The organism is Halorarius litoreus, assembly GCF_024362405.1.
GTDB classification, from domain to species: Archaea; Halobacteriota; Halobacteria; order Halobacteriales; family Haloarculaceae; genus Halorarius; species Halorarius litoreus.
In genome coordinates this window covers 2,667,109-2,691,213 of the sequence record NZ_CP101454.1, presented here as the reverse complement: position 1 = coordinate 2,691,213, position 24,105 = coordinate 2,667,109, and the positions used below count along the sequence as shown (strand labels likewise).

The following is a 24,105-nucleotide window of genomic DNA, read 5'->3' as shown; positions in this document are numbered from 1 at the left end:
AACCAGTTTCGCTCCGGTCGGTCGCTTCGACGGTGGAGTCCCCCGAAAGAGGTTAATCTCCCCTCCGCGTGCCACTCGATAGCATGTACGACCGGATACTCGTCCCGACGGACGGGTCCGAGGGGATGCGCCGAGTCGTCGAGCACGCCGCACGGCTCGCCGAGCTCCACGAGGCCTCGCTCGAACTGGTGTACGTCGTCAACACCGCCGCGGTGGCGAACCTCCCGATGGAGACCTCGTGGGAGGGCGTCTCCGAGATGCTCCGCGAGGAGGGGGAGGGGGCGCTCGACGCCGCCGAATCCGCCGCGAGGGAGGCCGCCCCCGACGTCGACGTCGACCGCGCGATGCTCGAAGGCAATCCCGCCCACGAGATCGTCAGCTACGCCGACCGCGGCGGCTGTTCACTTATCTGCATGGGGACGCACGGCCGCGGCGGCGTGAGTCGGCTCCTCCTCGGGAGCGTCGCCGAGCGCGTCGTCCGCGCCTCCGAGGTACCCGTCCTCACGGTCCGCGTCGGCGAGGCGTGAATCGACCGCCGTCACGGAGCGCACAGTTTTGTCTGTCCGATTGAACGAACGGGTATGTTCACGGTCAAGAACAAGGCCACCGCCCTCGGCACGCTCCTGGTCCTCGGAGCCGTCGCACTGCTCTTCAACCTCTGGCTCGGCGTACTCGTACTCGTCGCGACGGTGCCGTTCGGCTACAAAGTGCTCCGGGCCTAGCGCGGCCGCAGGTGCTCGCAGTCGCCCGTTGTCACCCGTTGGGTGCCGTCGTCGGTCTCGACGAGGAGCGTACCGGGGAACTCCACGTCGGTCGCGATACCCTCGACCACGCCACCGGGCGTCTCGACGCGGACGTCCCGCCCGAGCGTACTGGCGAGTTCGCGCCACGCCGGCAGGACGGCGTCGAGGTCGTCTCTGAGGTCGTCGAACCGCTCGACGACCGCTTGCAGGAACGCGCGGCGCTCGACCGCCCCGGCCTGCTCCTGCACGCTCGTCGCCGTCTCGGGGAGGTCGGCGGCCGCGACGTTCACGTTGATGCCGATGCCGACGACGACCCACGAGACGCGGTCGGCCTCACCCTCCATCTCGGTGAGGATGCCACAGAGTTTCTTCTCGCCCTCCTCGGTCGCCACCAGCACGTCGTTCGGCCACTTGATCCGTGCGTCGACGCCGAACTCCCGTGCCGTTTCGGCAACCGCCACCGCCGCCGCCAGCGTGTACGCCGGCGCGCTCGCAGGCGGCACGTCTGGACGAATCACCAGTGAGGCGTAGATACCGCCCTCCGGCGACGACCACTCACGGTCGAGCCGTCCTCGGCCACCGGTTTGGTGGGCAGCGACGACGACCACGTTCTCGGCGCCCCCACCAGCGAGGGTGCGGGCCCGAGCGTTCGTCGAGTCGAGCTCGTCGTGAAACTCCACGTCGAAGGCGGCGTCGAGCCCGTACTCGATGGCGGCACCCCCGTACTCGGGGACGGCTTCGAGGACGTAGCCGTCACCCGAGTCCTCGATGGCGAACCCCGCCTCGCGGAGCGCCTCGACGTGCTTCCATATCGCCGCCCGGGAGACCCCGAGGTCGTCGGCCAGCGACGGACCCGTCACCGGCCCGTCGGCGAGCGCCTCCAGCACGCGGCGTCGCGTCGGCTGCATGGCGGGGGTTCGGTCACGCGGCCCTTGAGGGTTCTCACCTCAGAACGGGGCGTCGCTCCCGCCGAGACGGGGTTCGGGGTCGCCTCCCATGCCTGTCTCGGCGTGGACGGTCGTGATTTCGGGTATCTCCTGGGTGAGCCGGACCTTCAGCGCCTGCACGGTCATCGGCGAGATGCCACAACCGGAGCACGCCCCGCCGAGTGCGATGGTCACCTCGCCCGCCTCGGCGTCGAGGTGCTGGATGGCGTGGCTGCCGCCGTGCATCGCTATCTGCGGGAAGTTGCGCTGGATGAACCGGGAGACCTGCTCGCGGAGTTCGTCTTCCGTCGGGGCCGTGTCGACACTCATGTGCGAGGTTGGTGGCCGGGAGATATAGCGTTCGCGCCCCGGCCGCCCCCTTCGTGCCTTCCCTCCTGACCGCTCACTCCCCGTCAGCTGCCTCGGTCGGCCGGACGAACAAGTAGCCGAAGGCGGCCATGACGAGCCCGACCGTCAGCCCCGTCGTCACGCCCTGTCGAAGGTCACCGAGGGCGAGTCCACCGACCGACGCGACGAGGAACGCTGCGACGAAGAACACGCCAGCCCGCGCGGGCCCGGACGCGAGGAGGTCACGCATACCGCGACGGAGGCGACCGGACTACAAAACGACCGTGTTCCACCACACACGGCCGCGTGGCACCGGTGGAAGATGTGAGTCGTTCGCGACCCCGTGACGCGCGGGATCCAGTTGGCGATTCTGGAGGGTAATCTCCGCTTACCGGGCTCAGTTCGACGGTTCCGACTCCTCGTCGCCGTAGCCGTGCCCGAGCACGAGCGCGAGGATGTTGACGGAGACGAGCGTGCCGAACAGCCGCGGGTCGAGTAACCTGATTGGGTCGAGCACCGCGAGGCTGATGTACGACAGCGGGAGGAAGGTGGCGATCCAGAACGCCGTCCCCCGGATGACCGACGTGAGGCGTTTCGTGAGCCCGGCCCGAACGTCGGGCCAGAATGGTGTGAGTGTGTTTCCTGACATGTGGGTAGGTTCGACAGTCGAGTAAGACGACCATACCGGATTAACCGTTCTTACGGAATACAGCGGATTTGATGGCGATTTCCACCACTCGGAGACGAGTAGTTATCAGCTACTGTCCAGTCTGCCTGCGAGCAGGGAGATATCACTGGGTGCTGGTGTATCAGCCGAAGAACTAGTGTGTCGTGCGCGGCGACGAGCGGGCCCGCGCCCGACTCAGTCGAGGACGACCAGGGGGTCGCCTTGATTGACGGACTGGCCTTCCTCGACGGCGATCTCGGTGACGGTACCGCCGAACTCCGCGACCACGTCGTTCTCCATCTTCATCGCTTCGAGGACGAGCAGCACGTCACCCGAGGCGACCTCGTCGCCCTCCGCGACGTTCACCTCGAGGATAGTGCCCTGCATCTCGGCGGTGACGACCTCACCGTCCGCGGAGACCGACGGGGAACTACCACCGCCACCCGACGACGAGGAGCCGCCACCACCGCTGGGGGCGGGCCGCTGGGCGGCCTGCTGGGGAACGCCGCTCTCCTCCAAGTCGACCTGGAACCGCTTGCCGTTCACCTCGATGGTGAACTCGCGGGTGACCGTCTCCTCGTCTTTGCCGGCGCCGCCGACGGACTCGGGGCCGTACTGCTCCTGGTACTCGGCAGTCGGAAGCTCGTCGAGGGTCTCGTCGAGGTACTTCGTCGTGTGCGTGCCACCGACGAACTCCTCGTTCTCCAGCATCATCAGGTGGAACGGGATGATGGTGTGGATTCCCTCGATGTCGTACTCGCGGAGCGCGCGCTTCGAGCGGGCGAGACACTCCTCGCGGTCGCCGCCGTGGACGATGAGCTTCGCGATCATCGAGTCGTAGTCGGTGACGAGGTCGTCGCCCTGCCGGAGCGCGTCGTCCATCCGGACGCCGATGCCGCCCGGCGGGTCGTACGTCTCGAGTTCGCCGCCCTGCGCGGGCGCGAACTCGTTGGCGGCGTTCTCCGCGTTGATGCGGTACTCGACGGCGTGTCCCTCGAGTTCGACGTCGTCCTGCGAGAAGTCGAGCTCCTCGCCGGCGGCGACCTTCAGCTGCCACTTCACGATGTCGATGCCCGTCAGCTCCTCGGTGACGGTGTGCTCGACCTGAATCCGCGTGTTCACTTCGAGGAAGTAGAAGTTCGTGTCCGCTCCCAGGAGCTCGCCGGGCTCCCGATCAGGGTCTTCCTCGACGAGGAACTCGAACGTGCCGGCGTTGTAGTAGTTCGCCTCGTCCGCCCCTCTGCGCGCGGCCTCGCCGATCTGCTCGCGGAGGTCGTCGGTGAGCGCCGGCGACGGCCCTTCCTCGATGACCTTCTGGTGACGGCGCTGGAGCGAACAGTCGCGCTCCCCTAGGTGGCGGACGTTGCCGTGCTGATCGGCCAGAATCTGGACCTCGATGTGCCGCGGGTTCTCGAGATAGCGTTCGAGGTAGACGGAGTCGTTGTCGAAGTATGCCTCACCCTCGCGCTGGGCCGTCTCGAGGAGTTCCGCGGCCTCCTCGGGCCCGCGGACGACCTTCATCCCGCGGCCACCACCGCCACCCTCTGCCTTGATGGCGATGGGGTAGCCGTGTTCCTCGCCGAACTCGTGGACCTCCTCGACGGTGGTGACGGGGTCCGTCGTCCCGGGGACGATGGGTACGTCGGCGGCCTGCATGATCTTCCGGGCCTTCGTCTTCTCGCCGGCCTGTTCCATCGACTGCGAGGCGGGGCCGACCCACGTGATTCCCTCGGTGTTCTCGACCTTCTCGGCGAACTCGGCGTTCTCCGCGAGGAAGCCGTAGCCCGGGTGGATGGCGTCGGCACCCGCCTTCTCGGCAGCCTCGATGACCCCCTCGTGGTCGAGGTACGAGTCCGCGGCCCGAGCGGGCCCGATGTTGTACGCCTCGTCCGCGTGACGGACGTGTCCCGAGTGTTTGTCCGCATCGCTATAGACAGCGACGGTCCCGACATCGAGGTCCTCGCACGCGCGCATCACGCGCACGGCGATCTCGCCCCGATTTGCGACGAGTACCTTGTCAAACATACGCCGATGTGGCCCCGGCGCTCACCTTATTCTATCGGTTACGGCGAATTAGAAACTCGAAACTCGTTTTTCGTTTTTGCACGAGTCGCAGGACAGCGGCCGAGGGCTGCCGGGCGCCTACATTCGGTCGGTGCGCCCGCTGGCGGTCCAGGCGTCTCTCGGAGCCGACGAGGGAACGCGAACCTCGCGGCGCTGGAGCGCCGACACCCGCCCCGCGAACTGCCAGCGTGCGCCCTCCCACGAGGGCACCTCGTCTTCCTCGTCCGCCTCGTTGAGGTACGTGGTCAGTGCTGCGACGATGGCGGCGGCCTCCTCCTCGTCGGCGTCGTCCGGGACCAGCATCACAGTGGGATGTTGCCGTGCTTGCGGCTCGGCTGGTCGGTACGCTTCGAGTCGAGCATCTCCAGGTCCGCGATGAGCCGCCGTCGCGTGTCCGCCGGCTCCAACACGTCGTCGACGAACCCCTGCTCGGCCGCCGTATAGGGATTCGCGAACGCCTCGCGATACTCGTCGATGAGCTGCTGGCGCCGCGCCTCCACGTCGTCCGCGTCGGCCAACTCGTCCCGATACAGGATGTTGACGGCGCCCTGTGGGCCCATCACGGCGATTTCGGCCGTCGGCCACGCGTAGTTCACGTCCGCCTCCAGATGTTTGGAGGCCATCACGTCGTACGCACCCCCGTACGCTTTCCGCGTGATGACCGTCATGAGCGGAACCGTCGCCTCCGAGTACGCGTAGAGGAGTTTCGCACCGTGTTTGATGATGCCGCCGTGCTCCTGGTCCTTCCCGGGCATGAACCCCGGGACGTCGACGAACGTCAAGATGGGGATGTTGAACGCGTCACAGAAGCGGACGAACCGCGCGCCTTTCAACGAGGCGTCGATGTCGAGCGTCCCGGCGTTCACGCGGGGCTGGTTCGCGACCACACCCACCGAGCGACCGTCTAGGCGGCCGAACCCGGTCACGAGATTGCGCGCGTACCCCTCCGCGCACTCGAAGAACGACCCCTCGTCGACGACGCCGTCGATGACGTCGACGATGTCGTACGGTTTCTGCGGCTGGTCCGGCACGATGTCCGCCACGTTCGAGTCCCGTTCGGGGTCGTCCCACGGCTCGACGCGCGGCGGGTCCTCGACGTTGTTCTGTGGCAGGTACGACAGCAGGCGGCGGATGTCGTCGAGCGCCTGCTCCTCGGCGGGCTCCGCGAAGTCCGCCACGCCCGACTTCGAGGTGTGGGTCTTCGCGCCACCGAGCTCCTCGAAGGTGACCTCCTCACCCGTGACGGTCTTGATGACTTCCGGCCCGGTAATCATCATGTGGCTCGTCTCCTCGACCATGAAGATGAAGTCGGTGATGGCAGGCGAGTAGACCGCGCCGCCGGCACACGGGCCCATGATCGCGCTGATCTGTGGGACCACGCCCGAGGCTTTCTGGTTGCGGTGGAAGATGTCGGCGTAGCCGGCGAGGGAGTTCACACCCTCCTGGATGCGCGCGCCGGCCGAATCGTTGAGCCCGATGATGGGCGCGCCCGTCTCGAGGGCGCGGTCCATCACCTTGCAGACTTTCTCGGCGAACACTTCGCCTAGGGAGCCGCCGAAAACGGTGAAGTCGTGGGCGAACACGAACACTTTGCGGCCGTCGACCTCGCCGTAGCCGGTGACGACGCCGTCGCCAGCGGGGCGGTTCTCGTCCATGTCGAAGTTCGTGCTCCGATGCTTGCGGAGCATGTCGAACTCCTGGAACGTCCCGTCATCGAGGAAGTAGTCGACGCGCTCGCGGGCCGTGAGCTTGCCTTTCTCGTGCTGTTTCTCGATTCGCTCCTCGCCGCCGCCCTTCCGGGCCTCGGCTTTCCGCTCGCGGAGCTTGTCAGTCTTCTCGTCCATCGTCACGCCGACCACCGCGCGTTCATTGGTGGCACTGTGCGGGCGACTCAAAAAGGCGTTCCGGGATTCAACGGAACGGGCTGACCGGTCGCGAGAGCTTCTGTCGGAGCGTTCGGAACTGCTGTTCGGTGATTTCGAGTTCGTTCCGGAGGTCTTCCAGTTCGGCCTCGCGGTGGACGGCCTCGGTCACGTCGTCGACGAACACGCTGATGCCGTCCTCGCTGGGGTACGCGTGCATGTGGAGGTGCTTGTGCTCGGTCCCGATGTCGGCGTCACCCTCACAGTGGGTGTCGACCTGGTCGGTCATCGAGCGACGGAGTTCGGTCTCGAACGGCGAGTCGGCGAGCGACGGCACCGCCTCCCAGAGTCGTGCCCCCTCGAACTCGCCGTGGTCCGCCTCGAACAGCGACTCGGCGTGGGTGTTCATGTACGTGATGCGGTAGTCGGTGTCGAGCCCGAGGAACGCGACGGTGATACGCTCGTAGATCTGGCGGATGCGCTGGTCGGCCTCGGCGGCGCGCTGCTCGGCACGCCGGCGCGTCACCAGCGAGTCGATGCGGTTGCCCAGGATCTGGAACTGCTCGGACCCCGTCCCCTTCTGGAGGTAGTCGGTGACGCCCAGTGAGATGGCCTCGCTCGCGATCTCCTCGCTCCCCTTCCCCGTGAAGAAGATGACCGGCAGCGCGGGGTCGGTTTCGCGGACCTCGCGGAGGAACCCGAGCCCGTCCATGGTGGACATCTTGTAGTCGGTGACCACACAGTCGACGTCGCCCTCGAAGATGCGGGTGAGCGCGCTCTCGGGGTCGAGATACCCCTCCATCGTGATGCGCTCGTTGTTCCGCTCGACGAACTCGCGCGTCAATTCGAGGATGTCCCCGTCGTCGTCGAGGTGGACCACGGTAATCGAACTGTTCCGTTTCATGCACCCTACTCGCGGTCTAGGATAATAAACGTATGCAGCGCTCTGACAGGAGAAACGAACGTCGAAACCGGACGACTGGTGTCGATTACGGACCGTGGTACGAGATAGCTACCCGCCGACAGTTACACCGGCGCGCCGGTGAGCTCGAACAGGCTGAGCGCGACCGTGCCGACGACCGCGAGTAGGACGACCGTACGGAGCGCCCACAGCCAGACCGGCGCGAGGTCGGAGAGCGAGTCCGCCGCGCCCGTCCGCAGTTCGTCGACGGCGTCGCCGGCCATCACCCAGCCGACGAAGAAGACGAGCAGCATGACGGAGACGGGCAGCAGGAGGTTGACCGCGATGCTGTCGAACCAGCCGAGCCACGCGGTGTTCCACGCCGACGGGAGGCCGAGGGTGAACACGACACCGCCGAGGAACACGGCCGTGCGCTTTCGCTCGTAGCCGTGGGTGTCGACGAGATACGAGACGACCACCTCGAGCAGCGAGATGGCGGACGACAGCGCGGCGATGAGCACGACCACGAAGAACGCCAGCCCGATGACCCGACCGAGCATGCCGGCGTCGGCCAGCGCGGTCGGGACGGCGATGAACACCGCACCCGGCCCCGACGTCTCGGGGGAGACGCCCTGCGCGAACAGCAGCGGGAAGACGACCAGCCCGGCGAGCACGCCGATGAACGTGTTCGTCGCCGCGATGGTCGCGCCGTCCACGCCGAGACTCTGGTCGTCACCGATGTACGACGCGTACGTGATCATCACCGAGAAGCCGAGCGACAGCGAGAACAGCGCCTGCCCCACCGCCGCCGGAATGACGCTCGGGGCGTTGTCGATGACGACCCCGAGGTTCGGGCTCAGGAAGTAGTCGTATGCCTCGGTCGCGGCGGGGAGCGTCGCGCCGTACGCCGCGAGTCCGAGCAGGATGACGACGATGCTCGGCACCATCAGCCGCGTCGCCTTCTCGATGCCACCCTCGATGCCGTACGCGACGATACCCACGGTGATAGCCATGAACACCGCGTGCAGTACGATGGCTTCCGGGCCGGCCGAGATGGCCCCGAAGTACTCCGCCGGGTTGCCGACGTAGCCACCCGTGACGCTCGCGCCGACGTAGCGAACGACCCAGCCGCCGACGACGCTGTAGTACGACAGCGTCCAGAAGCCGCCGAACACGCCGAGTGCCCCGACGGCGCGCCACCCCGGATGGCCGAGTTTGTCGAACGCCCCGATGGCGCTTATCTCGGCGCGACGACCGACCACGAACTCCGCGAGGATGGCCGGGAGGCCGATGACGACGACCGCGACGAGATACACCAGCAGGAACGCGGCACCGCCGTTGGTCGCGGTCTGGAACGGGAACCGCCAGATGTTCCCCAGACCGACTGCGCTTCCGACCGACGCGAGGATGAACCCGAGTCGAGTCGCCCACGTCTCTCTGTTCGCCATTTCTGGCTCGGCGTACCGGACACCAACTCATAAACAACTCGAAGACACCGAGCGATTGGTAACATCTAACGCCCTATACGTGAGAAACTGGACGAATATTCATCTAGGTGACGTGAGCGCCCGTCGGGGGGTTCATACCTCGACTCGACGCTCACCACGCGGCTGCCACGAGGGCAGCCGTGGGTGGTTCATGCCTCGACTCGACGCTCACCACGCGGCTACCACGAGGGCAGCCGTGGGTGGTTCATGCCTCACCATACACGGGCACGGCTGCCCCACTCGTCACGCTGGCGGCGTCAGAGCAAAGGAACATCGCCACCTTGGCAATCTCCTCGGGCTTCACCCACTTCGAGAAGTCGGAACTCGACATCATCTCGCGGTTCATCGGCGTGTCGATGACCGACGGCATCACCGCGTTCGCCCGCACCGTACCCCTGTTCTCCTCGGCGATGGTCTCGGTGAGGAGCCGAACGCCCGCTTTCGACGCGCGGTAGATGCCGTCGCCCTCGCCACCCTCCAGCGAGGAGCGGGCGGACACCGAGACGATGCTTCCCCCCGTTTCGCGGAGGTGTGGGATGGCGTGCTTGGAGGCGAGGAACATCGTCTTGAGGTTCACGTTCATCAGGAGGTCGAACTGGCCGGCGTCGGTCTCGTCGAGCGGCGACCCACCTTTCCACGTGCCGGCGATGTTACACAGCGCGTCGAGTCGCCCGTGTTCGTCGACGATCGCGGCGACGGCCTCCTCGACCGACGACTCGTCGGTGAGGTCGGCCTCGTAGGAGTCGACGAGGCCGGGGTCGAGCAGCGCGTCCTCGGCGTCGGGCGCACGCACGTCGACCCCACAGACGGTCGCGCCCGCGTCGACGAACCCTGCGGCGACCGCGCTCCCGAGCGCGCCGCTCACGCCGGTCACCAGTACCACCTGCTCCGAGAAGTCGAACTCAACGGACATGCTACGGTGGTGGGTCGCGAGCCCGATAAATGTCCACCTCGACAGCTCAGAGGTGGCCGTCGGTACCTACCTTCGCCCACGATCGAGGGTCGTACCCCGAGGCTCGAACGTCCACGCGGACCGTCACGTCCGACAACCCTTTAGCCGCGAGACGATGGTGGAGAGATAGATGCGGCTCATCGCACACCGCGGCTTCGCCGGTCAGTACCCGGAGAACACCCGCCAAGCCGTCGAGGCCGCCGTCGAGTTCGCCGACGAGGTCGAGGTCGACGTCCGGCGGTGCGACACAGGGGAGCTGGTCGTCATCCACGACCCCACCGTCGACCGCGTTACGGATGGGTCGGGCGCGGTGTGTCGACACAGTCTCGCCGAACTCCGCGCGCTCGACGTGCTCGGCACCGGCGAGGGCGTCCCGACCCTCGAAGAGGTCGTCGACCTCGTGCCGCCGACGGTCGGGCTCAACGTCGAGTTGAAGGACGTGGGGCTGGCGGGCGACGTGGTCCGGCTCGCCCACCGGGTCGACCCGCAGATCACGGTCTCGTCGTTCCACGCCAACGAGCTCGAAGGCTGTCGCGGCGCCGACCCCGACATCCCGCGAGCCTATCTGTTCGAGGACGACCCGAAGCAGGCGATGGAGTTCGCCCGGGACCTCGACTGCTGTTTCGTCCACCCGAGCTTGGACTGCTGTAACGAGCGGCTCGTCGGCGACGCCCACGCTGCGGGCATGAGCGTCAACGTCTGGACGATCCGCGAGCGGGCGGAAGCCGAACGGCTCCCCGAGCTGGGTGTCGACGGTGTCATCGCCGACCGCGCCGACGTGCTCCCCGAGTTGGAGCTGTAGGCGGCGCGTTCACGGCGACCAGTGAAACCGGTGAACGGATAGACGGCGGTGGCGTCGCCTCAGAGGTTCGTGCTCGGGCCGACGACGTACTCGGTGCTGGAGGTGCCCGCGACCGTGACGAACCCGTCGTCGTCGGTCTGGTCGGACTTGACCTGAACGCCCCCGAACGTGTAGGAGTTCGTCTGCTGGGAACCCGACGGCGCCTCGACGAAGTAGGTGAAGGACGCCGACTCGTCGTCGGCAGTCGCCTCGTTGACCGTCGGGACGTCGAACGTCACCGTCGTCCCGTCGTCCTCGGCGGTCACGCCCTCGCCGGTGCCGACGACCGTCCACCCGTCGGGCATGAGTTCGCGCGCGGCGGTGACCTCGTGGCTCAGCGAGTCGACGGTGACCGTCACCATGTTCGTCTGGCCGCCAGTGTAGAGCTGGCCGTCGTCCGTCCGCGAGCCGCTTGCCGAGAGGAACTCCAACGCGCCAGGCGTCGCGAGGTCGATGTCGGCGAACGCCGGCGCGATTCCGCCCTGCGCCTCCGTGATCGCGTGGTTCACCGACTCGACGGCGTTCACGAGACCGGCGCCAGCGTTGTACGGCGTGTAGTCCTTCTCGGCGTCGGGGCTCGCGCCAGCCTCGATGAACCGGATGACCTGCTCGGGCGAGGGGAACTGGCCCTCGGGGTGGTTCCGGTAGTACGCCTCGATGACCTGACAGACGACACCCGACGTGATCGGGCAGGACATCGACGTGCCCGAGAGCGCGGAGTAGAACGCACCGGTCTCGTCGGGGGTCGCACCGTAGCTCGCCTCCAGCGCCTTCAACGCGGAGGCGCCCATCGTCGAGATGACGCCGCTTCCGGGTGCGATGACGCTCGGGCGGTAGACGCCGAACGGCCCCGTCGGAACCGAGTCGGGGGCCTCCCGCTCCGTGATGTCGATGGTGCCCGTCGCCTGCACGGCTGCGTACGGGATGATTTCGAACGTGTACTGCTGGTCGGGCTCAACCTGCGCGTTGAGCTGTTCCGGGTTGCTCAGCGTGGCCGCCGAGCCGACGACGTTGCCGTCCTGGCCGCCCTCGCGGAGGTTGATGTCGAGGTCCTGTCCCGGCGGGGTCCACGAGATGCTCGCCTCGATGAACCCGGTCGCCGACTCGGTCGTGATGGAGACGTAGGTGGGCGAACCAGCCTGCGCCTCGTCGGCGGCGACGCTCCCGTCAACGCCCGGACCTGCGGTGAAGTCCTCGGACTTCGTCGTGACCTCCGCACCGGCCGAGAGGTCAGCCTCGTGGAACGCCTTGACGTTCTCCAGCGCCGCGACGCGGTCCTCGGCGGTGTAGCCACCGCTACCGTTCGGGAACTCGTCCCAGCGAGCGCCCTCCCCCTGGTCGTAGTCGGCCGTGCGGCCGCGCGAGGAGAAGTCCGTGGGGCGGGTGGTCGCGTCCATCCCCGACTCGCCCTGGCCGTCGTGGCTCGCGGCGATACAGAGGATGTGCGGGGCGGTCTTCGCGCCACCGAGCGTGTTCGTTCCCGGCCCGGAGTTGCCCGCCGAGGAGACGACGGTGATGCCGGCGTCGAACGCGCGGAACGTCGCGGTCTCCTGGGCACCGGCGGGGTTGAAGTCGTTGCCACCGGAGCCACCGTAGGAGTTCGAGGTGAGACGGACGACCTCGTCGCCCTCCGCGACGCCGGGCGCGTGGTTCTCCAGCAGGTGGTTGTACGCCGCGACGGCGTTGAGAATGAACAGCCCCGCGCCCGTCGAGTAGACGGTGAGGTTCGCGTCGGGGGCCATCCCCTCGTACGTGGCGTTCTGGTTCCCCTCACCCACGATGGAGCCGGAACAGTGCGTGCCGTGGCCGATGTCGTCGGTGTCGGCGGTGCCGGCGTCCTGCCACATCGCGCTTCCACTCGCGGCGAGCGGGTCGACGAACTGGTAGTTGTGTCGCAGGCGGTCCTGCAGGTCCGGGTGGTAGGCGTCGACGCCGGAGTCGATGACCGCGACGTGTACGCCGTCACCAGTGTAGCCGAGGTCGAACCGGTCCTGCACCGTGCCCGCGCCCGTGGCGATCTGGGCGTCCCCGTTCTCGTACTCGAGTTCCTTGTTGGCCTCGACGTAGCGGACCTGCTGGAGCCCCGCGATACGTTCGAGTTCCGACCCGACGGCCTTCGTGTAGACGATGTCGACGGCCTCCATCGCGTGGTAGCCGACCGGCAGGTCGAACCGGTCTAACACGCCGTAGTCCGCATCCGGTTCGAAGACGACGAGCGCCTCCAGTACGTCGTCGCTCGAGAGGTCGAACGAACTGTCGATGTTGGTCACGCCGGCCGCCGCGCCCGTCGTCGCGAACAGCGACGCGCCCGCAGCCGCACCGGTACTCTTCAGGACGGTCCGTCTATCCATGTCCATGGTTCGCCGTCCGATGGACACCTAAAACGGATTCTGACAAAACCATCAAAACGGCCGCGAAACCCCATGACACCGGTTGGCACGACCGTGGTCGGTCACGTCGGTCCTTCATTGGGTACTCGGCGCGGGTGCGTCCTGAAGACGAGTCGTCGCTGTCCCGACTGCGTACGACGCCGGTCCTCCGTCTAGGCGGAATGGCGGTCACCTAGCCGGGCGCGCAGGGACGAACCCGCCGGCTGACAGCTCGAGTGCGACAGCCTCCCACACAAATATAGCGGGATTTAAGCGGGCCGCGAAGGTCGGTCCAAACGGAATGAAGCTTCACGAGTATCAGGCGAAGGGAATCTTCGCCGACGCCGGGCTGCCAGTCCCGGAATCGAAGCTCGCCGCCACCACCGACGAGGTTCTGGAGGCTGCGAGTGAGGTCGGCTATCCCGTCGCCATCAAGGCCCAGGTACAGGTGGGAGGCCGTGGGAAGGCCGGTGGCATCAAGCTCGTCGAGAACGACGAGGAAGCGCGCGAGGCCGCCGACGCCATCCTCGGGATGGACCTGAAGGGCCTGCACGTCGACCGCGTGCTCGTCGAGGAGGCCGTCGACTTCGTCAACGAGCTCTACGTGGGTGTCACGATGGACCGCAACGAGGGCAAACCCGTCGCGATGGTCTCGACGCAGGGCGGGGTCAACATCGAGGAGGTCGCCGCCGAGAACCCCGACGCCATCGCGCGCGAACACGTCGACCCCGCGTTCGGGCTCCAGCCGTATCAGGCGCGGCGCGCGGTGTTCGACGCCGGCGTCGACCGTGACGTCGCGATGGACGTCGCGAACGTCCTCACGACGCTCTACAACCTCTGGGACGACAAGGACGCCACGGAGATCGAGGTCAACCCCGTGATGGTCACGAGCGACGACGAGGTCGTCTGTGCGGACGCCGTCATGAACATCGACGACGACGCACTGTTCCGACACGCTGACCTCGCGGAGATGGAAGACGAGGCCGCCGGGGACGAACTCGAAGCGAAGGCCAACGAGTACGGCTTCGACTACGTCCGCCTCTCGGGCAACGTCGGCATCATCGGCAACGGCGCGGGGCTCGTGATGACGACGCTCGACCTCGTGGACTACTTCGGCGGTGAGCCCGCCAACTTCCTCGACATCGGGGGCGGCGCGAAGGCCGAGCGCGTCGCGAACGCGCTCGACATGGTGTTCTCCGACGAGAACGTCGACAGCGTCGTCTTCAACATCTTCGGTGGCATCACCCGCGGCGACGAGGTCGCGAAGGGCATCAACGAAGCCCTCGAATCGTTCGACGAGATTCCCAAGAAGGTCGTCGTCCGACTCGCCGGTACGAACGCCGAGGAGGGGATGGAGATTCTCAACACCGACCTCGTGACCGTCGAGTCGACGCTGGAGGACGCCGTCCAGCGTGCGGTCGAATACGCGGAGGACGAACAATGAGCATCTTAGTCGACAACGACACGCGCGTCGTGGTACAGGGCATTACGGGTGGCGAAGGGAAGTTCCACACCGGCCAGATGATGGAGTACGGCACGAACATCGTCGCCGGTGCGGTTCCCGGCCGCGGTGGCCAGGACGTCGACGGCATCCCCGTCTACGACACCGTCCGGCAGGCCGCCCGCGAGGAGAACGCCAACGCCTCGGTCGTGTTCGTCCCGCCCGCCTTCGCGGCTGATGCGCTGATGGAGTCGCTCGACTCGTCCGTCGACCTCGTCGTCGCCATCACCGAGGGCATCCCGCAGCAGGACATGGCCAAGGTGTACAAGCGCCTGAAGGAGACCGACACGGTGCTCATCGGGCCGAACTGTCCCGGCATTATCACCCCCGGCGAGGCGAAACTCGGCATCCTCCCGGGCAACATCTTCTCGGAGGGGGACGTCGGCCTTGTCTCCCGCTCGGGTACCCTGACGTACCAGGTCGTCGACAACCTCACCCAGCGCGGCATCGGACAGACCACCGCCATTGGAATCGGCGGCGACCCCATCATCGGGACGGACTTCGTCGACGCGCTGGAGTACTTCGAGAACGACCCGGACACGAAGGCTGTCGCCATGTGCGGCGAGATCGGCGGCGAGGACGAGGAGGAGGCCGCCCAGTTCATCGCCGAGTACATGGACACGCCCGTCGCGGGCTTCATCGCGGGCCGCACCGCACCCCCGGGCAAGCGGATGGGCCACGCCGGCGCCATCGTCTCCGGTGGCGGCGGCACGGGCACTGCCGAATCGAAGATCTCCGCGCTCAACGACGCGGGCGTCCCGGTCGGTGACACGCCGAACGAGGTCGCCGACCACATCGAGAGCTTCCTCTAAATCTCCCGCTCGTTTTTCGGCTCGCTACCGCGAACAGCCGACGCCAGCCCCGACGCCCTGTTGCGTCGTGAAGAAGTCGACAGCCCGGAGCCGTTCGCCCCGGTCGCAGGTCAGGACCGCAAAGTGGTCGACCGAGCCGTCCGCGCCGACCGCGGTGAGGAACACCGCGCCGCCGACCGGTGGCGGGGCGATATCGGCCCGGGCACCGCTCCGGGGTGTGAGCTGGTAGGTTCGGACGATTTCCTGGCCGCCGACCGGCACGGCCTTGGTGAGGTTGTCGTAGCCGTACACCCGTGCGATGCCGTCGACCGGCACCTCGACCGTTCGGGTGGAGCCGTTCTCGAAGGTGAGCCTGACGCGGTCGACGCTCCGATTCACGACGCCGACGGTGAACGTGTACGACGAACTCGCGCCGTTCGTGACGTTGAGCTGCAGCGGCCCCGGCGTCGATTCGGGGGACCGCTGGGTGGCCGTCGGCTGCTCGGGGGGATCACTCGTCTCGGGAACGGGCGTCGTGGGAGCCTGCCCGACCGAACAGCCGGCGAGGACCACGAGACAGCAACACAGGAGGGAGGAGACGCGCACGGCCCCGACGTCACAGGCGAGGGACAAGTATCCGGGGGCGCTACCCGCGACCGCCCGACTCCGGCAGCCCCCGGAACGTACAGCCGATGGAGAGCCCGGGGCCGCGGTCGTCCACCGAGAAGTCGACCGCGGTGAGCGACTCGTCGTCGCCGCAGTCGGCGCTCCCCCACGCGACCACGCGGTCGTCCGAGCGCGCGTAGACGAACAGGGTCGCTGCCCGCGGCGGGTCCTCGATGGTGCCGGTCACGCGGTCGCCAGCCCGGAGCGTGAACTCGCCCTCGACGTCGAGGTCGCCGACCGGGTCGACCGCGACCACGTCCGTCGGGCGGAACAGGTTCGCCCCGGCCCGCGCCGTGAGGTTCTCGACGAGTCGGGTCTCGCCGCCGACGGTCGTCTCGCGGACTGCGTCGACGCGCCCGGGAACGAGGCCGAACGTGACGGTGTAGGTCGCCGCACCCGTCCCGTCGTTCGCGACCGTGACGGCGATGTCTGGCGGCTCGGGTGTCGGGGAGGCGGTCGGCGCACCGCCCGGCGACAGCGCCGAACAGCCAGCGAGCGACAGGACCGCGAGTGCGACCAGGAACGCGGCCGTCCGCCGCTCGGGGCGACTGAGCATCCGGCAGTCGACGGCCAGCCGAGATAAACGATGTGTCGGGCACAGCGGGACCAGTCGTCGGTCACCGGTCGACACTAGCCACCGAACCGGCGCGTGCGCCAGCGCCCCCGCCTCACGCAACGTCCGGGTGACCTCGCGGAACGGCAAGAGAGCCAGCCGAGACGGAAGCGGTACCACTGGCTGCCGTGGGATAACGAAAAGCTGGGTACAACACGGAAAATCGACGGGTCAGCGGTGAGCCAGCGGGTCAGCCGAGGATGCCGCCGACGAGCCCGCCGTCGTCGTCACCGCCCGATTCGGTCGCCGTCGGTTCCGGCGTGGGCGTCGGCGTGGGAGTCGCCGTCGGCGTGGGCGTGGGCGTCGGTGTGGGAGTCGCCGTCGGCGTCGGCGACGGTGTTGGCGTCGGTGACGCGGTCGGCGTGGCCGTCGGTGACGCGGTCGGCGTCGGCGACGGTGTCGGCGAGGCCGTCGGCTGCGGCGTCGGCGATGGGGAGGGTGTCGGCGTGCCAGCGGGCGCGGCGGGCTCGACGCGCTGAGGGCCGTCGAACCCGAACAGGCCGGCGGTCGCCGCCACGGACATGCTGGCGGCGACGATGCCGACGGCGAACAGCGCGAGCATCGCGAGTTTCAGGTTCGGCGACCCGAACTGGAGCGTCGGGAGGGCGATGCCCGGTCCGCTCTCGGTCGGCTCGTCGTCGGCCGTCGCGGCGGCGCCGGCTGCTGCACCACTGCCGAAGAAGTCGGCCGCGGCACCCTCACCGAGCCAGCCGGCGAAGTCGAAGCCGCCGGCCTCGAGTTCGAACTCCTCGGCGGCGGCCTCGACCGCCTCCGGCGAGGGTTCGCTCGTCGCCTCGTCAGTCGCACCGGCAGCGAGCCACCCGTCGAAGTCGAAGCCGACCGACGAGAAGTCGGCCCCCTCCGCGTCGACTGGCTCGTCCGGCGTCCGGTTCGCCTCGCTCCCCGACTCCCCGGTCGATATCCACGAGTCGAAGTCGAACGCCCGCTCCCGTTCGGGCGTCCCCTCCGACCCCGACGTCTCGGGTTGGTCGGTGTCGTCGTCCCACTCTGGTATGTCAGTCATGTCCGTCCCGTAGTTGGCTCCACATTCGAAACCACACGCATAAACACGTAGATGGTTTCGCGTGTCTCTACTGGCGTTGCTCCCGGCCCAACTATCAGTCTGACGCCGTGTACTCGTGGGCCTTTAACTGCGGTAGCGGCGGGAGAGACCGGGGAGCCGTACGCTTTACCGACTGCGAGCCCTCTCGTGTCACATGGGAGCCCATCCACCGGGGCCGAAGGGCGCGCCGTTCATCGGCAACACCCACCAGTACGCCCGCGACCCGTTCACGTTCATGACGGCCGTGGGCCGGGCGTACGGCGGCGTCGCGCGGTTCCAGCTCGCGGACCGCGAGACGTTCATGCTGACGAACCCCGAGGACATCGAGGAGGTGCTCGTCGCCGGCGAGAAACAGTTCCGCAAGCCCGTGTTCGGCGACGACGCCGTCCAGGAGCTGCTCGGCAACGGACTGCTGCTCTCGGAAGGCGAGTTCTGGCGACAGCAGCGAAAGCGCGCCCAGCCGGCGTTCGACCCCCGGCGCATTACGTCGCTCGCTGACCGCATGGTCGAGCACACCCGATCGCACATCGCGGACTGGGACGACGGCGACGTGGTCGACATCCGCGAGGAGATGGCGCAGTTGACCGTGAAGATCATCGTCGACGCGATGTTCGCGACGACCGTCGACGACGACACCACCGAGCGCATTCAGGCGGCGCTCGAACCGCTCGGCGCCCGGTTCGAGCCCGACGCGGTTCGGTTCCTCACGCCGAACTGGGTGCCGACCCGCGAGAACCGCGAGTTCCACGATGCGGTCGGCACGCTCGAGGACGTCCTCGACGACATCGTCGCCGAGCGCCGCGACGGGGGCGTCGACGACGACGCACAGGACCTCCTCGCCATCATGCTCCGGGCGACGGCGGCGAACGAGATCGACGACCGCGTGCTTCGGGACGAGCTGATGACGATGCTGCTCGCGGGTCACGACACCACGGCGCTGACGCTCACCTACGCGCTCTACCTCCTCGACGAGAACCCCGCCGCCCGCGACCGCCTGACGAGCGAGGTCGACGACCTGCTCGATGGCCGGCCGCCGACTGCGAGCGACGTGCACGAGATGGCGTTCGCCTCCCGCGTGCTGAACGAGGCGATGCGCCTCTACCCACCGGTGTACGTCATGTTCCGCCAGCCCCGCACGGACGTGAAGCTCGGCGGCTACCGCGTCCCCGAGGACGCACTCGTGATGCTGCCACAGTGGGTCGTCCACCGTGACCCCCGCTTCTACGACGACCCCGAGACGTTCGATCCGGACCGCTGGGCGCCCGAGCGCGTCCGCGAGCGCCCGAACTACGCCTTCTTCCCCTTCGGTGGCGGCCCACGCATCTGCATCGGCAAGCAGTTCTCGCTGCTGGAGGCGCGGCTCATCCTCGGGGTGCTGCTCCAGCAGTTCGACCTCCACCGGACGAGCGACGCCCCACTCCAGCTCCGGCCGTCGCTCACGATGCATCCCCGCGACCCCGTCGAGATGGAGCTTCGCGCGCGTTACCGCTGACGCCAGGCCCCGTCGGCGTCCAGTTCGTAGACGTGGTCGAACAGGCTCCGAACCGTCGCGACCGTCTGCTCGTCGTGCGCGTGCTGGTTCATGTGGAAGTGCGCACGCGCCCCCGCGGACTCGATACGCTGGGTCAGCACGTGGACGAACTGGAACACCTGTCGCAGTTCGGTGAACTGCAACAGCGTCGTCAACGAGTCGAAACAGAGCATCAGGTCGTTGTCGTCGTCCTCCCACGAGGAGAGACACTGGCTGATCTTGATGCCGAGGCCCGTCAGGTCGCCCGGGTCGGAGACCGACGCGAGCGAGACGTCGCTGCCGAGCATCGACACGCCCTCCGAACTGGCGGCTGCCGCACCCCGGACACTCTCGCCCGCGGTTACGACCGCCGTCCGGCCAGGCGTCGCCCCGGCGTACCGCGTCCAGCGGTCGAGCACGTCGTCGACCCCGCCGTCGAGCGCCACCGCGAGCAGGTCCACGTCCACCGGGTCGTCCGGACACGCGAGGCGCACACAGCACTCGTCCACGCGAGAGTCCATGGCCGGGGCTAACACCAGCACGCTCCCCCCTTCGTCGGGGAGCGGTGGCGTCCCAGCGTCACCGGCCTGTGTCTCACCGCACGTCGAGTTCATTCGTTATCCACTCTATGGACGACTACGGTATAAACACAGAGCCGTCTTCTCATCGGCTGATAAACCCGTCAGACGTGCCGGTTCCGGCTGCCGAACGTGGACACGACTGCACGGGCTCACCAAGGGGTACATCGCTGCTATGCGTAGGTTCACGCGAACCGGACGGCGAGCCGCTTCGGTCGTGAGACGACAGGTAGCGCCCGACGGCAGGACCCGCGTCGCCACTGTTGGTGGACGCCAGGGCGCTCCTGCAGCGAGAGGAAGTGAGTTAGTGGGTCGGGGCGGATTTGAACCGCCGGCTTCCTCCGTGTGAAGGAGGTGTCATAACCGGACTAGACCACCGACCCTGCGAACAATCGTACCGCGGGCCCACGCTTAAGCACTACGCTTCCTGGGCGCGGTACGCCTCCAGGCGCTCGCGGGCTTCGGCGATGGCCTCGCGGGCATCCCCCTCCGCGCGCTCCTGAAGCTCCTTCAGTTCGGCCTTCAGTTCGTCGAGTCGGCCCTGTTCGACCTCCTTCTCGCGGCCGGTCATCTCGCGGATCCGAGCCTCGATGGTCTCCAGTTCCTCCGCGACGCCAGCTCGCGCAGTCTCACCGGCGCGCTTCATGTAGTACGTCGAGTCTTCGAAGTGTTTGTTCATGTTCAGTACGCCACTACGTCGACAGAAGATAAAACCATTATCACGAATGGCACACGTTCGGGCATCCAGTCGGGAGAAAACCGAGCAGGTTCTCATTCCATCCCGCCGAGGACAGGAGCCAAAGATTGATTATGGTTTAGGCCAGCCTAAAACCACGGTCGCGTGCGAGCAGTCGCCGTCGTTCCCGCTGGACGCGGTTGCGCGTGCGTCGACCGGTCTCCGTGGGCACCGGTCTGTCCCGACCGGCTTTTCGAGCGTGTGCCAGCACAGGTCATGGCCAGTTTATGCTCCGTCCCGCCCTCATGACACAGGTATCATGATGAAAGTACTCGTCGCCGGAGCGACCGGTAACCAGGGCGGCAGCGTCATCGACCATCTCCTCTCGGGTGATTACGGCGAGTACCGGGTGTTCGGCCTGACTCGCGACGCCGACGGCGACCGGGCACAGGCGCTCGCGGAACGCGGGGTCACCGTCGTCGAGGGCGACCTCACCGACATCGACCGCATGACAACGCTCTGTGACGGGATGGACGCCGTCTTCGCCGTGACGACGTTCTACGAACGCGGCACCGACGCCGAGACCGACCAGGGCGTCTCGCTGGCGGACGCCGCCAACGCCGCCAGCGTCAAGCGATTCGTCTACTCGTCGGTCGGGGACGCCGACACCGCGGGCCTGAAGCACTTCGAGTCGAAGGCCCGCGTCGAGAAGCGCATCCAGAAACTTGGCTTCGACTACACCATCGTCCGCCCCGTCTACTTCATGCAGAACTTCGCGTATCTGCACCGCGAGGAACTGGCGGGCGGCCAGCTCGCGATGCCGCTGCGCATGGACACGACGCTCGCGCTCCTCGACGCCGACGACATCGGCAAGACCGTCGCGATGGCGCTCGCCGACCCCGAGACGTTCGTCGGCGAGACCATCACCCTCGCGGGCGACAACCTGACGCTCCCCGAGATGGTGACGGCCTTCTCCGAGGCACTCGGCACCGAGATCACGCCCTACTCGCTCGACGTCACGGAGTACCGGACGGTCGCCGGCGACGAGATGGCCGACATGTACGCCTGGTTCGAGCGCGAGGGCTACGGCGACCACGTGACCGACGAGGCCCGCGAGTACGGTATCGACTGCACGACGCTCGCGGAGTTCCTCGCCGAGAGCGACATCTGGCAGCCGACCGCCCCCGCGGCCTGAGTCAGTAACCAGTCGTCAGTACTCGGGCGCTTCTTCGGGGACGCCGTCGCGCTTGTTCACCACGCGTGCGAGCGTGAACAGCCCGTCGGACAGCCGGTTGAGGTAGGCGACGACCTCCGCGTTGATGGGGTCGTCCTTCGCGAGGTCGACGGTGCGGCGCTCGGCCCGTCGGCACACCGCCCGCGCCTGGTGGAGCTTTGCACCGACGTCGCTCCCACCGGGGAGGATGAAGTGGTCGAGCGGGTCGAGCTCCTCGTCGTAGCCGTCCATCATCGCCTCCAGTTCGTCGACGTGCCGCGATTCGATGTGGGGTGTGTCCTCGTCCTCCGAATCTGGAGTGGCGAGGTCCGCCTGGACGATGTGGAGGTGGTTCTGGATGCGCTTGAGGTCGGCATCCACGTCGTCGTATCCGGACGGCCGGAGCACGCCGATGGCCGAGTTCACCTCGTCGACGGTGCCGTACGCCTCGATGCGTGGACTCGTCTTCGACACCCGCGACATGTCACGGAGGTCGGTCATCCCCTCGTCACCGCGACCGGTGTAGATCTTCATGTCACACACTCAGAGCCGACACGCCTTATAGGCGGCCCCGGAGGAAGCTTCATCCGCGCGGCGAACCTGTCGGTGGACGTGAGCGACCACGTCACTGCGGGCCTCCTCCTGTTCGTCTACCTCGGGTTGCTAGGGCTCTCACCGCTCGTCCCCTTCACCGTCTGGACCGCGGGACGCTTCGGCCGGTCCCAGCGACGCACCCTCGCCGCGTGGGTCGTCGTTCCCGCCGCCCTGAGCCTCCTCCTCGGGGCCGGGCTTCTCGTCCTCTCGGCCCGATTCGCCCTCGACGTCGCAGGCCAACTGCTCGTCGGGTTGCTCGTGCTGTGGGGTCTCCCGCTGGGGCTCGGCGTCGGACTGCTGGACCGCCGGGGCACCGCCCCCCAAGCAGCCGCGCTCCTCGCGGCCATCGGGCTCCCGGTCGGGCTCGCCCTCTCGTTTCTCGTGTTCCTCGCACCCGGCGGGTTCTACCGCTACAACATCACGTTCCTCACCGGGCCGGCGGCGTGGCTCGCGTGGTCAGCGTTCCTCGCGGCGGTCGTACTCCTCCCGGTCGCGCTCGCGGTGGCGCTCGAACGAACAGCGGTCGGTCGGCGGCTTACTCGACGCGCTCGATGATGGTCGCGATACCCTGCCCGAAGCCGATACACATCGTCGAGAGGCCGTACTTTCCGTCGCACTCCTCGAGCTGGTAGGGGAGCTTGCCCATGAGCGCCGCGCCGGTCGCACCGAGCGGGTGGCCGTGGGCGATGGCGCCGCCCCAGACGTTCGTCTTCTCCCAGTCGGCACCGGTGTCTTCGAGCCACGCAGTCACGACGGAGGCGAACGCCTCGTTCACCTCGAAGCGGTCGATGTCGTCGACCGTCAAGTCGTTCTGTTCGAGGATCTCGTTCGTCGCCGGAATCGGCCCCGTCAGCATCGTCAGGGGATCGACGCCGACGACGTGCGTGTCGACGATGCGGGCCATCGGCTCCCAGCCGTGCTCCTCACACGCCTCGCCGGAGGCGATGAGCGTCGCGGCCGAGCCGTCGACGATGCCCGAGGAGTTGCCGGCGTGGATGACGCCGTCGTCCGGCCCGCGGAACGCGAGCGGGAGCTTCGACAGCGTCTCCGTGTCCGTGCCGGGCCGCGGGTGTTCGTCCGTCTCGACGGTGACCGTCTCGCCGTCGAGTTCCGTCTCGACGGGGACGACCTGGTCGTCGTACTTGCCGGCCTCCCACGCCTCGCCACAGCGCGACTGCGACTCGACGGCGAGTTCGTCGACGTCGTCGCGGGAGAACCCCCACTGCTCGGCGATGCGCTCGGCACCCTCGCCCTGCGTCGTCAGCTCCGAGAAGTGCTCGAAGTAGGTGTCCGTGATGGAACTCCCTGCCGAGCCCATCGGAACGCGGGTCATGTGTTCGACGCCGCCGGCGACGATGACGTCGTGGAAGCCGCTGCGAATCTGGCCCGCCGCGAAGTTGATGGCCTGCTGGCCCGACCCACACATCCGGTCGAGCTGAACGCCGGGCACGTCGTCGCCCCAGCCGGCGACCATCGGGGCGAGCCGCGCGATGTTGTTCGCCTGCTCGTCCGTCGGTGTCACACAGCCGTAGATGACGTCCTCGATGTCCTCGCTCCCGACGAAGCCATTACGCTCCTCCAACGCGAGCAGCGGCTGGGCCGCGAGGTCCTGCGGATGAGTGTCGGAGAACGAGCCGTCACGCTTGCCGAACGGCGTGCGCACGGCGTCGACGATGTACGCGTCCTGCATAGTGTGTCACGAATTATCGAGGAGGGGCTTTTGCCTTCCGGTTGGCACAA

At 67.5% G+C, this 24,105-nt stretch carries 26 protein-coding genes and 1 tRNA gene; 8 read left to right on the top strand and 19 right to left on the bottom strand.

Annotated elements, in window-relative coordinates; translation table 11 throughout:
• Window positions 1-83 precede the first annotated feature (83 nt).
• Together NL126_RS14045 and NL126_RS14040 are read left to right on the top strand one after the other, a co-directional pair.
• Entirely contained in the window at window positions 84-527 is a 444-nt protein-coding gene (locus tag NL126_RS14045; protein ID WP_255195508.1) for a universal stress protein, read from the top strand.
• Window positions 528-581: 54 nt separating this feature from the next.
• Entirely contained in the window at window positions 582-722 is a 141-nt protein-coding gene (locus NL126_RS14040) for a hypothetical protein (protein ID WP_255195507.1), read from the top strand.
• On the opposite strand, the gene NL126_RS14035 is transcribed toward NL126_RS14040, so the two are convergent.
• The 10 genes from NL126_RS14035 to NL126_RS13990 all read right to left on the bottom strand — a co-directional run bounded on the left by NL126_RS14035 (window position 719) and on the right by NL126_RS13990 (window position 9,911).
• Window positions 719-1,651 carry a biotin--[acetyl-CoA-carboxylase] ligase gene (locus NL126_RS14035; RefSeq protein ID WP_255195506.1) on the bottom strand — a complete coding sequence of 311 codons (933 nt, stop codon included), beginning with the start codon at window positions 1,649-1,651 and terminating at the stop codon, window positions 719-721. The genes NL126_RS14040 and NL126_RS14035 overlap by 4 nt on opposite strands.
• A gap of 39 nt (window positions 1,652-1,690) precedes the next feature.
• Entirely contained in the window at window positions 1,691-1,999 is a 309-nt protein-coding gene (locus NL126_RS14030) for a NifU family protein (protein WP_255195505.1), read from the bottom strand.
• 73 nt (window positions 2,000-2,072) lie between these two features.
• Window positions 2,073-2,267: a hypothetical protein gene (locus NL126_RS14025; RefSeq protein WP_255195504.1), complete on the bottom strand. Its 195-nt coding sequence runs from the start codon at window positions 2,265-2,267 to the stop codon at window positions 2,073-2,075.
• 147 nt (window positions 2,268-2,414) lie between these two features.
• Window positions 2,415-2,666 (bottom strand): DUF8028 family protein, encoded by a 252-nt coding sequence (locus NL126_RS14020; RefSeq protein ID WP_255195503.1) that lies wholly within the window; start codon window positions 2,664-2,666, stop codon window positions 2,415-2,417.
• Between the two features lie 213 nt (window positions 2,667-2,879).
• Window positions 2,880-4,709, bottom strand: coding sequence for an acetyl-CoA carboxylase biotin carboxylase subunit (locus NL126_RS14015; protein ID WP_255195502.1), 1,830 nt, complete (start codon window positions 4,707-4,709; stop codon window positions 2,880-2,882).
• Between the two features lie 117 nt (window positions 4,710-4,826).
• Window positions 4,827-5,051 carry a DUF8022 family protein gene (locus NL126_RS14010; protein ID WP_255195501.1) on the bottom strand — a complete coding sequence of 75 codons (225 nt, stop codon included), beginning with the start codon at window positions 5,049-5,051 and terminating at the stop codon, window positions 4,827-4,829.
• Complete coding sequence (locus NL126_RS14005) at window positions 5,051-6,592, bottom strand: acyl-CoA carboxylase subunit beta (protein WP_434084146.1); 1,542 nt, start codon at window positions 6,590-6,592, stop codon at window positions 5,051-5,053. The genes NL126_RS14010 and NL126_RS14005 overlap by 1 nt, the downstream gene beginning before the upstream one ends.
• Window positions 6,593-6,659: 67 nt before the next feature.
• Window positions 6,660-7,514, bottom strand: a complete 855-nt coding sequence (locus tag NL126_RS14000; protein ID WP_255195499.1) for a response regulator — start codon at window positions 7,512-7,514, stop codon at window positions 6,660-6,662.
• 122 nt (window positions 7,515-7,636) lie between these two features.
• Window positions 7,637-8,959: a sodium-dependent transporter gene (locus NL126_RS13995; RefSeq protein ID WP_255195498.1), complete on the bottom strand. Its 1,323-nt coding sequence runs from the start codon at window positions 8,957-8,959 to the stop codon at window positions 7,637-7,639.
• Window positions 8,960-9,203: 244 nt separating this feature from the next.
• Complete coding sequence (locus tag NL126_RS13990) at window positions 9,204-9,911, bottom strand: SDR family oxidoreductase (protein WP_255195497.1); 708 nt, start codon at window positions 9,909-9,911, stop codon at window positions 9,204-9,206.
• 169 nt (window positions 9,912-10,080) lie between these two features.
• On the opposite strand from NL126_RS13990, the gene NL126_RS13985 reads away from it, so the two are divergent.
• The gene (locus NL126_RS13985) at window positions 10,081-10,752 is read left to right on the top strand and encodes a glycerophosphodiester phosphodiesterase (protein ID WP_255195496.1); all 672 of its coding nucleotides are present in this window, start codon (window positions 10,081-10,083) and stop codon (window positions 10,750-10,752) included.
• A 59-nt stretch (window positions 10,753-10,811) separates the two neighbouring features.
• Here the strand turns inward: NL126_RS13985 and NL126_RS13980 are convergent, their stop codons facing one another.
• A complete protein-coding gene (locus NL126_RS13980; protein ID WP_255195495.1) occupies window positions 10,812-13,142 on the bottom strand; it encodes a S8 family serine peptidase in 2,331 nt (776 codons plus the stop codon).
• Window positions 13,143-13,461: 319 nt separating this feature from the next.
• Between NL126_RS13980 and sucC the strand changes: the two genes are divergently transcribed.
• Window positions 13,462-14,604 carry an ADP-forming succinate--CoA ligase subunit beta gene (gene sucC, locus NL126_RS13975; RefSeq protein WP_255195494.1) on the top strand — a complete coding sequence of 381 codons (1,143 nt, stop codon included), beginning with the start codon at window positions 13,462-13,464 and terminating at the stop codon, window positions 14,602-14,604.
• A complete protein-coding gene (gene sucD / locus NL126_RS13970) occupies window positions 14,601-15,473 on the top strand; it encodes a succinate--CoA ligase subunit alpha (protein ID WP_255195493.1) in 873 nt (290 codons plus the stop codon). The genes sucC and sucD overlap by 4 nt, the downstream gene beginning before the upstream one ends.
• Before the next feature lie 24 nt (window positions 15,474-15,497).
• Here the strand turns inward: sucD and NL126_RS13965 are convergent, their stop codons facing one another.
• The 3 genes from NL126_RS13965 to NL126_RS13955 all read right to left on the bottom strand — a co-directional run bounded on the left by NL126_RS13965 (window position 15,498) and on the right by NL126_RS13955 (window position 17,755).
• Window positions 15,498-16,058: a hypothetical protein gene (locus NL126_RS13965; protein ID WP_255195492.1), complete on the bottom strand. Its 561-nt coding sequence runs from the start codon at window positions 16,056-16,058 to the stop codon at window positions 15,498-15,500.
• A gap of 40 nt (window positions 16,059-16,098) precedes the next feature.
• Complete coding sequence (locus NL126_RS13960; protein ID WP_255195491.1) at window positions 16,099-16,674, bottom strand: hypothetical protein; 576 nt, start codon at window positions 16,672-16,674, stop codon at window positions 16,099-16,101.
• Between the two features lie 247 nt (window positions 16,675-16,921).
• Window positions 16,922-17,755: a hypothetical protein gene (locus NL126_RS13955; protein WP_255195490.1), complete on the bottom strand. Its 834-nt coding sequence runs from the start codon at window positions 17,753-17,755 to the stop codon at window positions 16,922-16,924.
• Between the two features lie 193 nt (window positions 17,756-17,948).
• Here NL126_RS13955 and NL126_RS13950 point away from each other — a divergent pair, with 193 nt between their 5' ends.
• Window positions 17,949-19,286 (top strand): cytochrome P450, encoded by a 1,338-nt coding sequence (locus NL126_RS13950; protein WP_255195489.1) that lies wholly within the window; start codon window positions 17,949-17,951, stop codon window positions 19,284-19,286.
• Here NL126_RS13950 and NL126_RS13945 read toward each other — a convergent pair.
• From NL126_RS13945 to NL126_RS13935, 3 genes are all read right to left on the bottom strand, one after another.
• Window positions 19,277-19,918, bottom strand: coding sequence for a DUF7504 family protein (locus tag NL126_RS13945; RefSeq protein ID WP_255195488.1), 642 nt, complete (start codon window positions 19,916-19,918; stop codon window positions 19,277-19,279). The two genes, NL126_RS13950 and NL126_RS13945, sit on opposite strands and share 10 nt — an antisense overlap.
• A gap of 272 nt (window positions 19,919-20,190) precedes the next feature.
• Window positions 20,191-20,265, bottom strand: a tRNA-Val gene (locus tag NL126_RS13940).
• A gap of 35 nt (window positions 20,266-20,300) precedes the next feature.
• Window positions 20,301-20,561 carry a DUF7553 family protein gene (locus NL126_RS13935; RefSeq protein WP_255195487.1) on the bottom strand — a complete coding sequence of 87 codons (261 nt, stop codon included), beginning with the start codon at window positions 20,559-20,561 and terminating at the stop codon, window positions 20,301-20,303.
• A gap of 316 nt (window positions 20,562-20,877) precedes the next feature.
• Between NL126_RS13935 and NL126_RS13930 the strand changes: the two genes are divergently transcribed.
• A complete protein-coding gene (locus NL126_RS13930; protein WP_255195486.1) occupies window positions 20,878-21,753 on the top strand; it encodes an NmrA/HSCARG family protein in 876 nt (291 codons plus the stop codon).
• 15 nt (window positions 21,754-21,768) lie between these two features.
• Here NL126_RS13930 and NL126_RS13925 read toward each other — a convergent pair whose 3' ends face one another.
• Window positions 21,769-22,305 carry a cob(I)yrinic acid a,c-diamide adenosyltransferase gene (locus NL126_RS13925; protein WP_255195485.1) on the bottom strand — a complete coding sequence of 179 codons (537 nt, stop codon included), beginning with the start codon at window positions 22,303-22,305 and terminating at the stop codon, window positions 21,769-21,771.
• A 78-nt stretch (window positions 22,306-22,383) separates the two neighbouring features.
• On the opposite strand from NL126_RS13925, the gene NL126_RS13920 reads away from it, so the two are divergent.
• Window positions 22,384-22,920 (top strand): hypothetical protein, encoded by a 537-nt coding sequence (locus NL126_RS13920; RefSeq protein WP_255195484.1) that lies wholly within the window; start codon window positions 22,384-22,386, stop codon window positions 22,918-22,920.
• On the opposite strand, the gene NL126_RS13915 is transcribed toward NL126_RS13920, so the two are convergent.
• On the bottom strand, window positions 22,901-24,055 hold the full coding sequence (locus NL126_RS13915; protein ID WP_255195483.1) for a thiolase family protein: 1,155 nt from the start codon (window positions 24,053-24,055) through the stop codon (window positions 22,901-22,903). The two genes, NL126_RS13920 and NL126_RS13915, sit on opposite strands and share 20 nt — an antisense overlap.
• Window positions 24,056-24,105: the final 50 nt, after the last annotated feature.

What these genes read in the sequence shown, in the direction of transcription:
- NL126_RS13995 (WP_255195498.1), bottom strand. Translation starts at nt 8,959, where the DNA reads ATGGCGAACAGAGAGACGTGGGCGACTCGACTCGGGTTCATCCTCGCG.
- NL126_RS13955 (WP_255195490.1), bottom strand. Translation starts at nt 17,755, where the DNA reads ATGACTGACATACCAGAGTGGGACGACGACACCGACCAACCCGAGACG.
- NL126_RS14025 (WP_255195504.1), bottom strand. Translation starts at nt 2,267, where the DNA reads ATGCGTGACCTCCTCGCGTCCGGGCCCGCGCGGGCTGGCGTGTTCTTC.
- NL126_RS13935 (WP_255195487.1), bottom strand. Translation starts at nt 20,561, where the DNA reads ATGAACAAACACTTCGAAGACTCGACGTACTACATGAAGCGCGCCGGT.
- sucC (WP_255195494.1), top strand. Translation starts at nt 13,462, where the DNA reads ATGAAGCTTCACGAGTATCAGGCGAAGGGAATCTTCGCCGACGCCGGG.
- NL126_RS13985 (WP_255195496.1), top strand. Translation starts at nt 10,081, where the DNA reads ATGCGGCTCATCGCACACCGCGGCTTCGCCGGTCAGTACCCGGAGAAC.
- NL126_RS14020 (WP_255195503.1), bottom strand. Translation starts at nt 2,666, where the DNA reads ATGTCAGGAAACACACTCACACCATTCTGGCCCGACGTTCGGGCCGGG.
- NL126_RS13960 (WP_255195491.1), bottom strand. Translation starts at nt 16,674, where the DNA reads ATGCTCAGTCGCCCCGAGCGGCGGACGGCCGCGTTCCTGGTCGCACTC.
- NL126_RS14045 (WP_255195508.1), top strand. Translation starts at nt 84, where the DNA reads ATGTACGACCGGATACTCGTCCCGACGGACGGGTCCGAGGGGATGCGC.
- NL126_RS13945 (WP_255195488.1), bottom strand. Translation starts at nt 19,918, where the DNA reads ATGAACTCGACGTGCGGTGAGACACAGGCCGGTGACGCTGGGACGCCA.
- NL126_RS13925 (WP_255195485.1), bottom strand. Translation starts at nt 22,305, where the DNA reads ATGAAGATCTACACCGGTCGCGGTGACGAGGGGATGACCGACCTCCGT.
- NL126_RS13915 (WP_255195483.1), bottom strand. Translation starts at nt 24,055, where the DNA reads ATGCAGGACGCGTACATCGTCGACGCCGTGCGCACGCCGTTCGGCAAG.
- NL126_RS14035 (WP_255195506.1), bottom strand. Translation starts at nt 1,651, where the DNA reads ATGCAGCCGACGCGACGCCGCGTGCTGGAGGCGCTCGCCGACGGGCCG.
- NL126_RS13950 (WP_255195489.1), top strand. Translation starts at nt 17,949, where the DNA reads ATGGGAGCCCATCCACCGGGGCCGAAGGGCGCGCCGTTCATCGGCAAC.
- NL126_RS14030 (WP_255195505.1), bottom strand. Translation starts at nt 1,999, where the DNA reads ATGAGTGTCGACACGGCCCCGACGGAAGACGAACTCCGCGAGCAGGTC.
- NL126_RS13990 (WP_255195497.1), bottom strand. Translation starts at nt 9,911, where the DNA reads ATGTCCGTTGAGTTCGACTTCTCGGAGCAGGTGGTACTGGTGACCGGC.
- NL126_RS13930 (WP_255195486.1), top strand. Translation starts at nt 20,878, where the DNA reads ATGATGAAAGTACTCGTCGCCGGAGCGACCGGTAACCAGGGCGGCAGC.
- sucD (WP_255195493.1), top strand. Translation starts at nt 14,601, where the DNA reads ATGAGCATCTTAGTCGACAACGACACGCGCGTCGTGGTACAGGGCATT.
- NL126_RS14040 (WP_255195507.1), top strand. Translation starts at nt 582, where the DNA reads ATGTTCACGGTCAAGAACAAGGCCACCGCCCTCGGCACGCTCCTGGTC.
- NL126_RS14015 (WP_255195502.1), bottom strand. Translation starts at nt 4,709, where the DNA reads ATGTTTGACAAGGTACTCGTCGCAAATCGGGGCGAGATCGCCGTGCGC.
- NL126_RS14005 (WP_434084146.1), bottom strand. Translation starts at nt 6,592, where the DNA reads ATGGACGAGAAGACTGACAAGCTCCGCGAGCGGAAAGCCGAGGCCCGG.
- NL126_RS14010 (WP_255195501.1), bottom strand. Translation starts at nt 5,051, where the DNA reads ATGCTGGTCCCGGACGACGCCGACGAGGAGGAGGCCGCCGCCATCGTC.
- NL126_RS13980 (WP_255195495.1), bottom strand. Translation starts at nt 13,142, where the DNA reads ATGGATAGACGGACCGTCCTGAAGAGTACCGGTGCGGCTGCGGGCGCG.
- NL126_RS14000 (WP_255195499.1), bottom strand. Translation starts at nt 7,514, where the DNA reads ATGAAACGGAACAGTTCGATTACCGTGGTCCACCTCGACGACGACGGG.